Below are 15,465 nucleotides of genomic sequence, written 5' to 3'. Positions count from 1 at the left end.
CCCAAAGAGCTCGCGATCAGTTGCACATCCCCCACCCGCTCGACCCCGACCGGGAACCGAGGGGTTCATTAGTGTCAACGCCCGTTTGACTTCACGGCCGTCGGCACCGTACACAATTCCCAACATGTGTCGACGTTCGCTCCCCATATAAATAAATTGTTTGTATTATTTCTTCACATGCACAGAGGTCCGTGCGCGCGCGCACGAGGGGTTTAAGACCCACGAGACGAAACAACGAGACAGTGTTTTATGAGCGACGATAACGAGTACGGTGCCGGTCAAATCCAGGTTCTGGAGGGGTTACAGGCCGTCCGGAAGCGACCGGCGATGTACATCGGTTCGACGGATACGAGAGGATTGCACCACCTCGTCTACGAGGTCGTCGACAACGCCATCGACGAGGCGTTGGCTGGCCATTGTGACAGTATCGACGTCACGATCCACGACGATGGATCGGTCTCGGTAACCGACGATGGGCGGGGGATTCCAGTCGACCAACACGACGACCACGACGCACCTGCGGTCGAAGTTATCATGACTGTCCTACACGCCGGTGGGAAATTCGACAACAAGTCCTACCAGGTGTCTGGCGGCCTCCACGGGGTCGGCGTCTCGGTTGTCAATGCCCTGTCCCAGGAGTTAGCGGTCGAAGTGAAGCGAGACGGCGGTGTCTGGCGACAGTCGTTCGACCACGGCGAACCGGTCGGGTCGCTCGAACGGGTACGGGACCTCACACCCGAGGACGGGACCGGAACGACGATCCGCTTTTTCCCTGACGAAGACATTTTCGAGACGACGGACTTCCAGTTTTCGACGCTAGCAAACCGGTTGCGAGAGCTGGCGTTTCTCAATTCCGGCGTCGCCATCTCTCTCGTTGATGAACGCGACGACAACGAGGAACACTTCCAGTACGAGGGGGGCATCAGGGAGTTCGTCGAGTATCTAAACGAAACGAAAGACGCCCTCCACGAGGAGGTCGTCTACTTCACCGACGAGGGGAGGGCATCAAACTCGAGGTCGCCATCCAGGCGACCACCGAGTTACAGGGTTCGATCCACGCTTTCGCAAACAACATCAACACCCGAGAGGGGGCACCCACCTCACCGGATTCAAGACGGCACTGACCCGTGTCGTCAACGACTACGCCAGCACGAACGACCTGCTGGGCGAGATCGACGACACCCTCAAAGGCGATGATATCCGCGAGGGGCTGACTGCGGTCATCTCGGTGAAACACCCCGATCCACAATTCGAGGGCCAGACGAAGACCAAACTGGGCAACAGCGAGGTCCGTGGCGTCGTCGAGAGTGCGATGCACGAGAACCTCGGGACGTACTTCGAGGAGAACCCCGACGTCGCCCAGGCGATCGTCCGGAAAGCCGTCGAGGCCGCAAAGGCCCGCAAAGCCGCAAAAAAGGCCGAAGAGCTCACGCGCCGCAAGAGTGCCCTGGAGTCGACGGCGCTGCCGGGCAAGCTCTCTGATTGCCAGACACGCGATCCCGACGAGGCCGAATTGTTCATCGCCGAGGGAGACAGTGCCGGAGGCAGTGCCAAACAGGCACGCAATCCCGAAAACCAGGCCGTTCTCCCGATCAAGGGCAAGATCCTCAACGTCGAGAAACACCGCCTCGATCGGATCCTCGAGAACGACGAGATCAGAGCGATGATCACCGCGATCGGGACGGGGATCGGTGACGAATTCGACATCGAGGAGTGTCGGTACAAGAAGATCGTCATGATGACCGACGCGGACGTCGACGGTGCGCACATTCGGACACTCCTGTTGACGTTCTTCTATCGACACATGCGGCCACTGTTAGAATCCGGGTACGTCTATGCCGCCCGTCCACCGCTGTACCGCATCCGGTACCGTGGCGAAACCTACGACGCGATGACAGACGAAGAACGGGACGAGATCGTCGAAGAGAAGTGCAACGGCAACCCGACGCAGGTCCAGCGCTTCAAGGGACTGGGTGAGATGAATCCACAGCAACTCTGGGAGACGACGATGAATCCCGAAAACCGGTTTCTCAAGCAGATCACCATCGACGATGCTGCTGCCGCGGACAAGATGTTCTCGGTGCTGATGGGTGATGCCGTCGAGCCGCGCAAGCAGTTCATCAAGGAACACTCCCCAGAAGCCGAGTGGGTCGATATATGAGCTCAGAGCTACCCGACAACCCGGACACAGACGTCGAAGCCGCACGCGTCGATCACGTCCGGATCGAAGACGAGATGGAGCAAAGTTACATCGACTACGCGATGAGCGTCATCGCCGGTCGCGCCCTGCCTGACGTCCGGGATGGCCTCAAACCCGTCCATCGACGTATTCTCTATGCGATGCACGAGATGGGAGTCACAAGTGGCTCCTCACACCGCAAGTCCTCGTCGATCGTCGGGGACACCATGGGGGATTATCACCCCCACGGCGACAGCGCGATCTACGACACCCTGGTGCGGATGGCCCAGGACTTCTCGATGCGCTACCCGCTGGTCGACGGCCAGGGCAACTTCGGCTCGATGGACGGCGATCCGGCTGCTGCGATGCGCTACACGGAGGCCCGGATGGCCCCCGTCGCCGAGGAGTTACTGGCTGACCTACAGAAAGAGACCGTCGACTTCACCGCAAACTACGACGATCGTCTCCAAGAGCCCGAGGTCCTCCCGGCGGCCTTTCCGAATCTCCTCGTGAACGGCTCGTCGGGCATCGCCGTCGGGATGAGCACGAACATTCCGCCACACAACCTCGGCGAGGTGATCGACGCGACGATCCACCTGATCGACAACCCCGACGCCGAGGTGACCGACCTCATGGAGTACGTCACGGGACCGGATTTCCCGACCGGAGCAAATATCGTCGGCAAAAACGCGATCCATTCGGCGTATTCGACCGGGCGAGGCCGCCTGACGGTCCGCGCAGAGTACGAAATCGACGAACTGGACTCGGGCCGCCCCCGGATCGTCATTACGGAAATCCCTTTCCAGGAGAACAAGGCCCGAATGGTAGAGCGGATTGCCGAGGACGTCAACGAGGGGCTCATCGAAGGCGTCTCGGACCTCCGAGACGAGTCCGACCGGGACGGCGTACGGGTCGTCGTCGAATGTAAGCGTGGCGCGAACGTGGATGTCGTCGAGAATCAGCTTCTGGACAATCACCTCGAGTCGACGTTCGGCGTGATCAACCTCGCCTTAGTCGATGGCGAGCCGCGGGTCCTGACGCTCAAGGAGACACTCCAGCACTACATCGACCACCGCAAGGAAGTCGTCCGTCGGCGGTCGGAGTACGATCTCGGAGAGGCACAAGACCGTGCCCACATCCTCGAAGGGCGCTTGAAAGCGCTCGAAAACGTCGAGGCCGTCGTCGACCTCATCCGGGAATCCGACGACCGGGACGCTGCCAAGACCGGCCTGCAGGAAACCTTCGATTTCTCGGCCGAGCAAGCCCAGCACATCGTCCGGATGCAGTTGGGGAGCCTCACGTCGATGGAGGCCGCCGAGGTCCAAGCCGAGTACGAAGAAGTCCAGGCCGAAATCGAGCGCCTAGAGACGATCTTGAACGACAAACAGGAACTGTTTGCGGTCATCAAAGACGAACTCCGGGCCGTCAAAGACGAGTACGACGACGATCGCCGGACGAGTATCGTCGAAGACGACGGGACAGTCACGCGTGAAGACCTCATCCCGGAAGAAGACTGCCTGGTCGTCATCACCGAAGACGACTACATCAAGCGGATGCCCGAAGACCGCTTTGACCCGCAAGGACGAGGCGGGAAAGGGATAATCGGGGCCGATCCCAAAGAGGGAGACAGCGTCTCGAAGGTGTTCCGGGCGAACACCCACGACTATCTGTTGGCCTTCACGAATCAAGGGCAGGTCTACCGGTTGAAGACCTACGAGATCCCCGAGATGTCACGTACCGCCCGCGGGAAGTCGGCGATCAACCTGCTGGATCTCGACGACGACGAAGAGATCACTGCCGTCGTCAGTACCGACGAACTCGACGACGACGAGTGCATCACGATGGTTACCCGGCAGGGCTACGTCAAACGGACCTGCTGTTCGGAGTTCGAGAATATCCTCTCGACGGGGATCATCGCTGCCAAGCTCGAAGCCGACGACGCGTTGGTAGACGTGGCCGTCACCGACAGCACGGAAGATCTCGTGATCGCAACGGAAGGTGGGATGACGATCCGCTTCGACGAAACAGACGTCAGACAGATGGGTCGGACAGCCCGTGGTGTTCGCGGTATCGATCTCGAAGACGGGGACGTCGTTGCCGGGCTGGTCGCGACCGAAGACGGCGACGACCAGTCGTTGCTGACCGTCACCGAGAACGGATTTGGCAAGCGGACACCCCTCTCTGCGTATCGGACGCAATCGCGATACGGCAAGGGACTGATCGACATCAAAACGGGTGAGCGAAACGGACGTGTCACGGCCGTGAAAGCCGTTGGCGACGACGATCACTTGATCGTCATGAGCGCGACGGGCCAGATCATGCGGTGTCCGGTCGCCGATGTTTCGGCCGTCGGGCGCAACACGATGGGCGTGACGATTATGGACGTCGAAGTCGGCGATACAGTCGCTTCCGTGGACGTCATTCCGGGGTCGACAGGCGAAACCGAAGAGTAACGGCCATTTCGAACCGGCACCGTCGAGCGCACTCACAGAATTTCACTCACGCCATCAGTAAGGTGGCTCTCAGCCGTCTCGGATGAGACAGGTACTGGGACGCGACGCCCGCTCGCATACACAACCCGTGTTGAAGCGGTTCGTCAGGACAGCGCCCTTAGCCCAGGCACGGAAGAAGGCTGGAGATCCAATGGTCAAATCCCACAACAGGCCCCTTCGTGGGTTCCGCAACGAGAATCTGGCTAGTCGTTCGAATCGGACGTGGTGGCAGATATGTCAACATCCATATAACGGGGTTGGAATCGGATTACCGGCGGCGATGGCTATCTAGAATCTGTCGAGGTAACGGCTACCAAGAGACGTTCCCGAGAATCAGGTGTCACCGTCGCATTTAAGACCGGCTATCACGAAAAATAACTCATGTCATCAATCGAACTCACACCTAGCCAGAAAAACATCCTCCAGGAACTCATTAATCTCTACCGGGACAGTGAAAACGCTGTCAAAGGCGAGGAGATCGCCGAGAAGGTCAATCGAAATCCGGGGACGATCCGCAACCAAATGCAGTCGCTGAAAGCACTCCAACTCGTCGAAGGCGTCCCTGGGCCGAAAGGCGGCTACAAACCGACGGCCACTGCCTACGATGCACTCCAGATCCAGGACATGGATCACGCCGCCGAGGTCCCGCTGTATCACAACGGTGAGCGAAGCGAAGAGGCAAACGTCGCCGAGATCAACCTCGCAAGCGTTCACCACCCCGAAAACTGTCGCGCCGAAGTGACGTTGCAGGGCTCGCTCAGTAACTACGCGGAGGGCGACAGCGTGACCGTCGGTCCGACTCCCCTGTCGAAACTCCAGATCGTCGGGACACTCGACGGGAAAGACGATACCAGTAACAAACTCATTCTGACGATCGACGACATGGTCGCACCGGCCGAAACCCCCGAACACTGACCCAGCCGCGACGCCGCGGGCGACAGCCGGGCATTCTCACCGCGTTCGAAACAGCAATTACGACGTTGCCTTCCCGTAGCGACGGGATTTCAAAGGGTTTGTATCCACCCCTCACTGACGAGCGGGTATGACTGAGACGGTGGTCGTCCTGGGGTCCGGGTACGCGGGCGCGGGGGCGATCCAACGGCTCGAATCCGAACTCGACGACGGCCAAGATCTCGTGTGGGTCTCGGAGAAGCCCTATCACCTCGTTCTTCACGAATCTCATCGCTGTATCCGGGATCCGACTGTCCAAGACGACATCACGATCCCGATCGAGGAGATCAAATCCCCCGCAACAACGTTCCGTGAAGGTCGCGTCGAGACGATTGACACCGGAACCGACGGCCGGACGGTCCACCTCGCCGATGGCAGTACTGTCGAGTACGATTACCTGCTCGTTGCGGTCGGCAGTCGGACCGCATTCTTCGGTATCGAAGGGCTCGAAGAGCACGCACTCACGCTGAAGAGCCTCGATGACGCCCTGGCGATCCACGACGCGATCGTCGAGGCGACTGAGAACGCATCGCCGGACGATCCAGCCACCGTGTTGGTCGGCGGTGCCGGGCAGACGGGCGTCCAGGTTGCCGGCGAGATCGCGGCCTATCGTGACCACCACGACGCGCCCATCGAGATCACGCTCGTCGAAGGGCTGGAGTCGGTCGTGCCCGGCAACAGTCGGGCGTTCCGGGGAGCGATCCGCGATCGTCTCGAGGAACGGTCGGTACGGATCCAGACTGGCAAGTTCATCGATGACGTCGATGCCGAGACAGTCCACCTCGAAAATGGAGACCAGCTCCCCTATGACGTGCTGGTCTGGACTGGCGGTATCACCGGCCAAGAGGAAATGAACGACGTCGAGATCGGAAAAGATCGGGAGAGTAACAGGCTGCGAACGACGACGACGTTCCAGACCGACCACGACCAGGTGTTCGCGATCGGTGATGCAGCTCTCATCGATCAGCCCGGTGACGAGCCCGCGCCCGCAACGGCCCAGGCCGCCTGGCAGGCAGCAGACGTCGCCGCCGAGAACATTGCCCGGACACTCCGGGGGCAACCGCTGAAGGAGTGGCGCTTCGAAGACAAGGGCACGGTCGTCTCCGTCGGTGAGGACGCCGTGGCAACGAACGTTCTGTACTCGCCGATCGAGACGTTCGGCGGAATCGGTGCCAAAGTGCTCAAAAAAGTTATCGCAACGCGATGGATCGCCGACGTGTCGTCACTCTCTCGGGCGGTTTCCGCCTGGGGGAAGATGTAGGAACGCGGCCCGTCTAGACGCCTTAAACGTCCTCGAAGTCCGGGTATCCCTCGATATCAACACCGTCGTCGGTGATCTCGGCGACGTAGATGCCGTTGCCCGAGCCAGTGTCCCGCTCGGCGGCGGCCTGGATCGCCGCCGTGGCGACTGCGATTGCCTCGTCGTTGCTCATGTTTTCTTCGTAGCGCTCTTCGAGCGTCCCTTGACATCCTCCCCGCGCTAAAGCGCGAGGATTCCTCCGTTGGGGGTTCGGCTACCGACCCACGGAGGCAACTTGCGGGTTTGTGCGCACTTCTTTGGGACTTTCGTGAGGGTGTGGTTTCCCCGACCAATCGTGGTCGTCCCACTCGAATCGCACGGGCCGTGCCATCGGCCTGACTTCCGTATCGCTGTTTTCTCGAAGGAACGTCTCTGACGCCGTGAGGTCGGCGTGTCCCTCGAAACCACACGAACACGTCAGCGTATCGCCGTGGCGAACCGTCTCCTCGTGGTCGCCACACTCGGGACACGTCTGACTCGTCCACGCTTCCGACTCGGCTTCAAGACTGATGCCGTATTCCTCACAGACGCAGGCGAGACGGTGGATGAACTTTTTGAACGCCCAGAAGTTGTGCGTCTTCTGGTTCACCCTGACCGACCAGTGCGTTTCCAGCACGTCGGTTAAATCACCCACGTACACCGTCGCCACGCCCTCGTCGTACAGCCGTTCAACGAGGTCGCGCACCAGCGCGTTCTGTGCGTGGTCGCGGCGCTTCGTTCGCTGTCGGTACAGCCGTCGAATCCGTTTGGAACTGTAGCGTCCTTCGCGGAGTTTCGACTGGAGGCGGGCGATTTCGTCGGTCGTCTCGCGGAACTGTCCGAACAACTCTCGACCGTTGTAGAGGTACTGGTTCCCAGTGGTCGTGGAACAGGCGACGAGGTTGTTTGCGCCAACGTCGAGGGCGGCTTCGTGAGAAGCCAGTGGTGAATCCAGTCGAGAATCAGGTACGGTGACTGGTTGGAAAGCCCTGAACGTGTCGCTCACCTCGTCGTACTCAAGTTCCAGACGACCCTGTTTGCCGTCCCACTTCGGGTTGCCTCGGACTTCGAGGCGGAGTCGTTCGTGGTAGCCGAGTCCGTATTCGTCTTTCAGTTCTTGCCCGACGGGGATTTCGAGACGGCTACGCTTGCCCCACTGAATCGTGTACTGGTTGCATCGGATGTAGGTGCGGAGTTCGCGTCCGTCCTCCTCGTTGCCCCAGTACGACGGCGGGTTGGCGTACTCGCCCTTCTCTTTTAGCGCGAAGAACGACCGCCACGCTTCGCTGTTCTTGCGCGTGACCTGTTGGACGGTCGCGCTACCGACGACGCCGTTGTATCGTCCTCGGTACTCGGAGGTGTCCCACACGTCGTCGTCACCGAAGTAGTTCTGACGACGTTCGTAGGTCAGTTCGTTCCACAGGGAGGCGGAGGCGTCAAGTAGCCGTAGGAGGCACTCTTTGTCGTTCTCGGTCTGTGGAACCACCTCGAAGGTGTTGACGCGATTCATTCGTCGCCACCTTCCTGTTCAGCGATGTAGCGTTCGACAGCGCCCTTCGAGGCACTTCCCGCCGTGCCGACGTAGTACGAACGAGTCCACTTCACGCGGTCGTCGTATCGCTGATTATACTTCCGCGCCGATATGCCCTTGACCCAGTTGACGATGAGTGACGGGGCGTTCTTCGGCGGACTCCCGATGAACAGGTGTACGTGGTCGGGCATGACCTCAGATTCGGCCAGTTCGAGGTCCTTGTCCTCACAGATTTCCGCGAAGATGGTTTCGAGACGTTCCTTCGTCTTCCCCGTCAAGTGCGAACGCCGATACTGAGCGGAACCTTGTTCCGCGAGGTCAGTGGGACCTTCGGTCCCGCCCGATTTCGGCACGAACACTATGTGGTAGTAGAGTTCGTATTTCGCGTGACGGGTACTCTTCACCATCTATGCATACTATCACAGTCGGACGGCTTAAAGATTGCGTTGGAACCCCGTCCGTGCCATCGTTGGCGGTTGAATACTGTTGGTCGGCTTCATCCCCGTCCTCGAAAAGCGAAGCTTTTCGGTTGCAGCGAGAGCTTCGCTCTCGCCATGCCCCTGAAGGGCGAGGCTTTCGCCTCGAATTTTCCGTAATGCCGATGGTCGTCGTCCCCGTCTCGTTGACCTCGCCATCGACCCCCGATTCGGGGAGCGACCCGAGTTCCGGTTCGTAGACTGGCGTCCCGCTGTCGGGGATGTGGCTGGGGCTGTCGAGGGAGAGATCAGCGTCGAACCCGTCTTCGAATATACCGACCGGCTACCGTCCCGGCAGTGATAAAACCATCCGTTAGGGTAGCTGCGGCCACGGCCCGGCTACACTGGGTCCCCGGATCACGATCCGTCGGCAGTTCGGTCGTAGGCGTTCCCCAAGCGAGTAACGAGGCGATCGAGTGGCAGCGTGAATCCAACGCGCCGGGCGAGCAGTGCGACCGGCAACAGGAGGATGCCAACGAGCAGCGTCAGCTGGTACAGCACGAACAGGCTGGCGCGGTACAGGTACGTGTCCATTGTCCTCATCTGAGGTGGTCACGTGAGGGTATAAAAGGATTATTGCTGCTTCCGTGATAGTTGGATAGATAATGAAAAACAAACGGGCCGCAGTATGGCGATCAAACCTCACTTGGATTCGTTCCAACTCGATAGGGATGACTGGATGTCGATATATAACAGGGGGATGAGCGCACAGCGACGTACCCATAAGTTATGGCCATTATTAGCGTGACGTGCGCGGTGGGGCAAAATCAAAAAGCACGAATAGGCGCGCCGGTTGGGTTCGTACATGAACTACCTCGTGGCAATGGAAGCAGCCTGGCTGGTTCGTGACGTCGAAGACATCGATGACGCGATCGGCGTTGCCGTCAGCGAAGCAGGCAAGCGGCTCAACGACCAGGATATGGATTACGTCGAGGTCGAGGTCGGTGCCACGACCTGTCCCGCCTGTGGCGAACCGTTCGACTCGGCGTTCATTGCCGCCGATACGGCACTGGTGGGCCTCGTCTTGGAGATGAAGGTCTTCAACGCCGAGAGTATCGAACACGCCCAGCGGATCGCAAAGAGCGAGATCGGTGGCGCGCTCAGGGACGTTCCGCTGAAAGTCGTCGAGACAGTGGAATTCGAGGACGAAGCCGACGCACCCGCCGAGACTGGCAACTGAGCGGCCGCCGCCGGAGGGTTTTTGTATTACTTTCGGTTATTAGCGGGTATGGATCTACCAACGCCGGACGATCTACGCGAGCGCCGGACTGATCTTGGACTTACCCAGAGCGAACTCGCAGACAAAGCCGACGTTTCCCAGCCCTTAATCGCCCGCATCGAGGGTGGCGACGTCGATCCGCGCCTCTCGACGCTACGGCGGATCGTCAACGCACTGGGCGAAGCGGAAGGTGGCGTCCTTCGAGCAGACGATCTGATGAACGCACCGATCGCCAGCGTGGCCCCGGACGATAGCGTCCACGAGGCAAAGCAGCTGATGGATGCTGAAGGGTACTCACAAGTCCCGGTCATCCGTGATGGGCGACCGAGTGGCCTCATCGGGAACGCGGATATCCGTCAACGGTCGGAAGACAACGTCGGCGAACTGCCGGTTGCACAAGTGATGCACGAATCGATGACGACGGTCGAACGCGGTGCGACGCTCGATGAGGTCGACACCTACCTCGATCACCACGACGCAGTCATGGTCGTCGAGAGCGGGCGGACAGTTGGGATCATCACTGATGCAGACATCGCTGCCCACGTGAGCTAAAGCTCGCACCTGACCGTGTACCGCCCGATAAGTGTCGAAGCCGTGATTTGACTGTGGGCGTACGTCTGTGCCATGATGAGAGATAACGCAACCGTTCGGAAAGCGTCAGTGCATCTCGCCCAGGCAAGAGTGCTCGCGGACGATCCACGGGGAACGTTCCACGTCCGACAAGCCCACAGTTACTGCTCGCGAGGGAGAGACGGACCGATACAACGAGTGACACCGACCATAGCGTGCTCTCGGCGTAGTCGACGACGAGAGGCGAGACGAGCAACGTGCCCGAGAAGAACCCAGCCCACAGAGCCGACGGCCAGGGCCGTCAGGCCAGGTCCAATCCGCGAACCGAGACGGCCTGGTCGTCTTCGATAACGCGGCCGATGATCCGACCGTCGTCGGTCGCTTCGACGACACGCATCGCATCGTCCGGGTCCAATGTTGCGACGAACCCAGTACCCATGTTGAACGTCCGGTACATCTCCCTGTCCCCAACGGTACCTTCCGCCTGCACGAACTGGAAGATCGGCTGGGTGTCGAATGGCTCCTCTACCTCGTATCGATAGGCGCCCATCCGCGTGAGGTTCCGCCAGCCACCCCCAGTTACGTGTGCGGCCCCGTGAGCGCCGTACTCACGCAGCGGAGCCAGCAAGTCCGTATAGATGCGCGTGGGCTCCAACAATTCCTCGCCGATGGATTTCGAGGGGTTCGGTGGGAATGGATCGGTGTACTCGTGGTTGCGGGTGACGGCCTCGCGAGCGAGGGTAAGCCCGTTCGAGTGAATCCCGCTTGCGGGCCAGCCGACGATCGCGTCGCCCGGTTGAGCTTCCCCCGAGAACAGTCCATCTTTCGGCGCGAGTCCGGCGGCAGTCCCTGCGATATCGAGGCCGTCGATCACCTCCGGCATAACGGCCGTCTCACCGCCGACCAGCGCCACGTCGGCGAATTCGGCACCGATCCCGAGGCCCTCCCCGATCTGTTCACTCGCCTGGCTATCCGGCTCTTCGACGGCCAGGTAGTCGACGAACGCGACCGGTTCGATACCCGCCGCAACCAGATCGTTGACGTTCATCGCCATGCAGTCGATGCCGATCGTCGAGTAATCATCGAGCGCCTCGGCAACGAGGAGTTTCGTCCCGACACCGTCGGTCGCCAACGCGAGGTACTGCTCTCCAATGTCGACCAGCCCTGCAAAATCGCCCTCGAAGTCCCCGGCAGCCCCGATCAATGCAGACGTGGCGGCCTCACTCGCCTCGATGTCGACGCCCGTCTCGGCGTAGGTCAATCCATCGTCGGTCGGCTCTGCCGGTGGATCCTCGGCTGTCTCAGCCGCGCCGCTCTCGTCGTCGGTCCCCGGTGACGTCTCGTCGTCGGTCATACCCGAGTGGGCGCGCGGCGGCCGCAAAAGCCCACCGCTTGTCGCTCTCAGAAGAATTCCCGGAGAAACACACGTTCAGTGGGGAACAGTTCGTCGAGCGTTCGCTCGACACCTGTATCCACGAACTCGACAGAGCCAGCACGCGCTGTAGCCGTCGCGTCTCTCGCTCCGACGATCAGCCCCGACAGTCCGGCCACACCGATCCGAGCGTCCGAGTCGGTGTCCGGATCGGATTCGACAAGGCCCCTCCCGTCGGCGACGCACAGGCGATACTGCCCCGCGTTGTCGGGAACGAGCGGGTCTGTCACGGTGAGCGTCACGTCAGCCTCGACTGTGTCGGGATAGGAGACGGCTTCCAGAGCCATCGCCACGTCGGTGGCCCGGACCATCGGCCCCGGCGTTAGTGTGCACTCGACGTCCTGGGGTCGAGAGAGGACGTCGAGCAGTGCAGCCCCCTCGGCTCGCTCGAAAGCAACGGTTTCGATCTGTGCGCGGTGGCGGCCCACAAAGGAGAGTAAGGCCCGTAAGGCGTCGTAATCGACGGCTCCCATGTACGCGACAGACAGCGTCCCATCTTCGACCTCGTAAGCGAGATACCCGGCCGGGGTTCCGGCCCGGTCGTACCGATACGCGTGGCGGCGGTCTTGACCCCACTGGCGGAGAATCCGGTTGCGCCACCACTGTTCGCTCCGCCGCACCGAGAGGGTCTCGCCGTCGCCAGCAGCCAGGTGGACCGCTTCGAGGGACTCCCAGTCGTCGGGACCGACAGGATGGAACGTCCCGCTATCGACATCGAACTCGGTCAAGGCGTCGGCGTGACAGTCGAACCGATGGACGTAATTTGCCGTTGTCCATCCAAACTGCCGGTAGAAGGCCGTCTCGAAGGGCCAGAGAGCAACGAGTGGCGTTTCCTCATCAGCCAGGCGTTCGACCGAGGCCTGTAACGATCGGCGAGCGTACCCCTGGTCGCGATATGCTGGTGGGGTCGCGACTGCGCCGAGTCCGGCCAGATCGACCCACTCACCCCGGAGTCGCGCGTCGAAAGCGTAGTGTTTGGCGATACTCACGAGCGTCCCGTCGTCGTACAGCCCGAACGGCTGGCCGATCGTCGGCCCGTCCTCGTCTTCGGGGTCCGGTCCGTCCGCGGCGTGGAAAGCGTATCGCCGAATTCGTCTGTGAGCGTCCACGTCCTCGCCTGCCACCGGGCGATGCTCGACCATGCCCGTCGATCACGGGGACACGAAAAGAGCGTATCGTTCGACGCCGAGCAGTGACGAACAGATCAGAAGCCGATACCGAACAGCGCTGTAACGGCCAGCGCGATCGACGGCACGGCAACGGCCACGTAGACGGCCCGATTCCACCGGACGACAGTCCGACCGTCGAGCGGGCCAACGGGGAGCATATTGAACCCGGCCAACAGGAGATTGACCGTGACGCCGAGGGCCGCGGCGTCAGCGACCGCGGGGCTGGCAACCAGTGTCGTCGCGAAGAACACGGCAGCGAGCACGAGGTTGCTTGCCGGACCGGCAAGCGAAATAAGCCCGGACTCACGTGGTGTGATGCGACCGCGATGGACGACCGCGCCAGGGGCGGCAAACAGGAACCCGGCCAGCGCAGAGACGATTGCTAACAACAGGAGGCCGTAGTCAGCGCGGAATGTAGCCAGTTGGCCAAACCGGACGGCGACGATTTTGTGGGCGAGTTCGTGACAGATGAATGCGACACCGACCGTGCCGAGGCTCGTCACAAACTGGCGGAGGAACGTCTCGACTACATCGTCGACGAGTCCCACTGTCGCGCCACCGAGCAGATACGGGTTGAGAAACACTGTGAACGCAACGCTCAAAGCAACCCACGCAGCGAACAGGTCCACCAACTCACGACGACTGAATCGAAGCTGCACACTCACGAGACGAGACCCCAGAGTAGTTCGGCACCGTTCCGTGCGCCATCCAGCATGTGGGCAGCCACCTGATCGACACCGCCGACTTCAGCGAACATGTACGGCAGTACCGTCGTCGCAAACAGCATGCTCGCGATGAAACTCCCGATGTTTGTGAGCGCGACGATCAAGATCAACCGGAACAGCGGCACCTCCCGCATCCGCCCAACCAGCTCAGAGATCGGCAACTCCTCGTTGTCCAGCAACTCGTTGAGTCGGTTGATGTCGCTGACGTTGACGGTCAGGTACCGCAGTTCGACGTAGCCAGCGAACCAGCCAGGAGCGAGCAGTGGGTTGACACTCGTCAACCAGGCAACAGCGCCGCCGACACCCGCACTCGACCAGTGGGCACCCGCCAACCGAGCCAGTCCGGCAGCGATGATTCCGTTGATGACAAACCACAGCGCGAACAACCGGAGGAGCCAGCCCTGTTCGGCCCCACCGAGCAGTAACAAGCCGAAAAACGCCGCGAATCCGACGGTGAAGAGATATCCGAACAGGCGATACAGCGAGAAACGGCTGCGGGAGATCGTCCCCGTCAACTCCTCCATCGGTGGCAGCGTCGATGGATCGTCGAGATAGCGCTGGATCCCCTCGCGGTGCCCGGCCCCGACGACGGCCACGACTGAAGCCCCTGCCTCCCGCAGGCCGACGAGCTGGTGGGCGATATACGCATCACGCTCGTCGATTAGGGCCTCCGCACCGCCCGGGGAGAACCGCCGAAACTCCTCCATCATCGCCGTCACGACGTCTGTATCGGTCAGATCCTCGATGTCGAATTCCTCGATATCCGCCTCGGAGTCACCAACGCGAGTGAAGACGAACAACAGCGGGAGGGCGATCGCACCGCCGATGATGCCGGCCAACACCGCCAGATTCGCGACGCTCGCGAGCGGACCGAGGACCGACGCGGCCCCACCCAGCACGGAGACGCCACCGAGCACCGAGACGAGGATAGCCCCGAAAAAGCCGACGGTCACCCCGATCGTCCCGGCTGCTGTCAGTGGGCCGGCGATGCCGACCAGCATGCTGCCAAACAGTTTGAGCTTCTCGCCCGCCGTGAGTCGTCGCCAAAAGCGTTGTACCGTCGTCTGGATATTCCGGTCGACCAACGCCACGTCGATACCACGTTCTTCCGCCGCTTCGATGCCGGCCAGCATATCTGCGCCAGGCGAAACGTCGAATCGATCGCCCAATCGCGACTGAACGTACGAGAGCATCCAGTAGGCCAGAAACTGAAAGACCGTATTGCCTTCGAGGAGATCGCCGGGTTCGATATCGTCCGGCGTCTCCCCTTTCATCTGTCGGTACCGGCCTTCGTCGAGTTCGACTGCGACGACGTCGGGATCGTCGTCTTCGACAGCCGCTTCGACGCGTTCGGCACTCTCCTCGGAGACGTGTGCCGTCCCGACGAGGCGAATCGATCCCGTTCCGGCCTCGCTCGTCGCCGGTCCCGCGTGATCGCTCAT

12 protein-coding genes and 2 pseudogenes are annotated in these 15,465 nt (G+C 61.0%); 6 read left to right on the top strand and 8 right to left on the bottom strand.

Annotated elements, in window-relative coordinates:
• The first annotated feature begins 249 nt into the window (after positions 1-249).
• The 4 genes and pseudogenes from gyrB (at position 250) to Hrd1104_RS03990 (ending at position 6,883) form a co-directional block, all read left to right on the top strand.
• Positions 250-2,161 (top strand): annotated as a pseudogene (gene gyrB / locus Hrd1104_RS04005) (DNA topoisomerase (ATP-hydrolyzing) subunit B).
• A complete protein-coding gene (gene gyrA / locus Hrd1104_RS04000) occupies positions 2,158-4,632 on the top strand; it encodes a DNA gyrase subunit A (protein ID WP_154551540.1) in 2,475 nt (824 codons plus the stop codon). The pseudogene gyrB and the gene gyrA overlap by 4 nt, the downstream one beginning before the upstream one ends.
• Positions 4,633-5,052: 420 nt before the next feature.
• Positions 5,053-5,586: an Rrf2 family transcriptional regulator gene (locus tag Hrd1104_RS03995; RefSeq protein ID WP_154551539.1), complete on the top strand. Its 534-nt coding sequence runs from the start codon at positions 5,053-5,055 to the stop codon at positions 5,584-5,586.
• Between the two features lie 127 nt (positions 5,587-5,713).
• The gene (locus Hrd1104_RS03990) at positions 5,714-6,883 is read left to right on the top strand and encodes an NAD(P)/FAD-dependent oxidoreductase (RefSeq protein WP_154551538.1); all 1,170 of its coding nucleotides are present in this window, start codon (positions 5,714-5,716) and stop codon (positions 6,881-6,883) included.
• 22 nt (positions 6,884-6,905) lie between these two features.
• Here Hrd1104_RS03990 and Hrd1104_RS03985 read toward each other — a convergent pair.
• From Hrd1104_RS03985 to Hrd1104_RS13035, 4 genes and pseudogenes are all read right to left on the bottom strand, one after another.
• Positions 6,906-7,085 (bottom strand): annotated as a pseudogene (locus Hrd1104_RS03985) (proteasome subunit beta); the annotation flags it as partial.
• Between the two features lie 51 nt (positions 7,086-7,136).
• Entirely contained in the window at positions 7,137-8,411 is a 1,275-nt protein-coding gene (locus Hrd1104_RS03980; protein ID WP_154551536.1) for an RNA-guided endonuclease TnpB family protein, read from the bottom strand.
• Positions 8,408-8,839: an IS200/IS605 family transposase gene (gene tnpA / locus Hrd1104_RS03975; RefSeq protein ID WP_154551535.1), complete on the bottom strand. Its 432-nt coding sequence runs from the start codon at positions 8,837-8,839 to the stop codon at positions 8,408-8,410. Before tnpA ends, Hrd1104_RS03980 begins: the two co-directional genes overlap by 4 nt.
• A gap of 426 nt (positions 8,840-9,265) precedes the next feature.
• A complete protein-coding gene (locus Hrd1104_RS13035; RefSeq protein WP_195837627.1) occupies positions 9,266-9,442 on the bottom strand; it encodes a hypothetical protein in 177 nt (58 codons plus the stop codon).
• Between the two features lie 271 nt (positions 9,443-9,713).
• Between Hrd1104_RS13035 and Hrd1104_RS03970 the strand changes: the two genes are divergently transcribed.
• Complete coding sequence (locus tag Hrd1104_RS03970) at positions 9,714-10,088, top strand: DUF555 domain-containing protein (protein WP_154551534.1); 375 nt, start codon at positions 9,714-9,716, stop codon at positions 10,086-10,088.
• Positions 10,089-10,136: 48 nt separating this feature from the next.
• Positions 10,137-10,679, top strand: coding sequence for a CBS domain-containing protein (locus tag Hrd1104_RS03965; RefSeq protein WP_154551533.1), 543 nt, complete (start codon positions 10,137-10,139; stop codon positions 10,677-10,679).
• A 319-nt stretch (positions 10,680-10,998) separates the two neighbouring features.
• On the opposite strand, the gene purM is transcribed toward Hrd1104_RS03965, so the two are convergent.
• The 4 genes from purM to Hrd1104_RS03945 form a co-directional block, all read right to left on the bottom strand.
• On the bottom strand, positions 10,999-12,051 hold the full coding sequence (purM, locus tag Hrd1104_RS03960; protein ID WP_154551532.1) for a phosphoribosylformylglycinamidine cyclo-ligase: 1,053 nt from the start codon (positions 12,049-12,051) through the stop codon (positions 10,999-11,001).
• Positions 12,052-12,098: 47 nt separating this feature from the next.
• Positions 12,099-13,271, bottom strand: coding sequence for an enhanced intracellular survival protein Eis (eis, locus tag Hrd1104_RS03955; RefSeq protein ID WP_154551531.1), 1,173 nt, complete (start codon positions 13,269-13,271; stop codon positions 12,099-12,101).
• Between the two features lie 62 nt (positions 13,272-13,333).
• Positions 13,334-13,957, bottom strand: coding sequence for a metalloprotease (locus tag Hrd1104_RS03950; protein WP_154553187.1), 624 nt, complete (start codon positions 13,955-13,957; stop codon positions 13,334-13,336).
• A gap of 2 nt (positions 13,958-13,959) precedes the next feature.
• On the bottom strand, positions 13,960-15,465 hold the full coding sequence (locus tag Hrd1104_RS03945) for a TraB/GumN family protein (RefSeq protein ID WP_154551530.1): 1,506 nt from the start codon (positions 15,463-15,465) through the stop codon (positions 13,960-13,962).

The sequence above is a fragment of the Halorhabdus sp. CBA1104 genome (assembly GCF_009690625.1).
In the GTDB taxonomy this organism is placed as follows: domain Archaea; phylum Halobacteriota; class Halobacteria; order Halobacteriales; family Haloarculaceae; genus Halorhabdus.
This window is presented reverse-complemented; position numbering and strand designations above follow the sequence as displayed.

Bases quoted from the DNA above. Each gene is read 5' to 3' on its own strand.
- Hrd1104_RS03970 (WP_154551534.1), top strand. From the start codon at position 9,714: ATGAACTACCTCGTGGCAATGGAAGCAGCCTGGCTGGTTCGTGACGTC.
- tnpA (WP_154551535.1), bottom strand. From the start codon at position 8,839: ATGGTGAAGAGTACCCGTCACGCGAAATACGAACTCTACTACCACATA.
- purM (WP_154551532.1), bottom strand. From the start codon at position 12,051: ATGACCGACGACGAGACGTCACCGGGGACCGACGACGAGAGCGGCGCG.
- Hrd1104_RS03945 (WP_154551530.1), bottom strand. From the start codon at position 15,465: ATGAGCGATCACGCGGGACCGGCGACGAGCGAGGCCGGAACGGGATCG.
- Hrd1104_RS03965 (WP_154551533.1), top strand. From the start codon at position 10,137: ATGGATCTACCAACGCCGGACGATCTACGCGAGCGCCGGACTGATCTT.
- Hrd1104_RS03980 (WP_154551536.1), bottom strand. From the start codon at position 8,411: ATGAATCGCGTCAACACCTTCGAGGTGGTTCCACAGACCGAGAACGAC.
- Hrd1104_RS03995 (WP_154551539.1), top strand. From the start codon at position 5,053: ATGTCATCAATCGAACTCACACCTAGCCAGAAAAACATCCTCCAGGAA.
- Hrd1104_RS03990 (WP_154551538.1), top strand. From the start codon at position 5,714: ATGACTGAGACGGTGGTCGTCCTGGGGTCCGGGTACGCGGGCGCGGGG.
- eis (WP_154551531.1), bottom strand. From the start codon at position 13,271: ATGGTCGAGCATCGCCCGGTGGCAGGCGAGGACGTGGACGCTCACAGA.
- Hrd1104_RS13035 (WP_195837627.1), bottom strand. From the start codon at position 9,442: ATGGACACGTACCTGTACCGCGCCAGCCTGTTCGTGCTGTACCAGCTG.
- gyrA (WP_154551540.1), top strand. From the start codon at position 2,158: ATGAGCTCAGAGCTACCCGACAACCCGGACACAGACGTCGAAGCCGCA.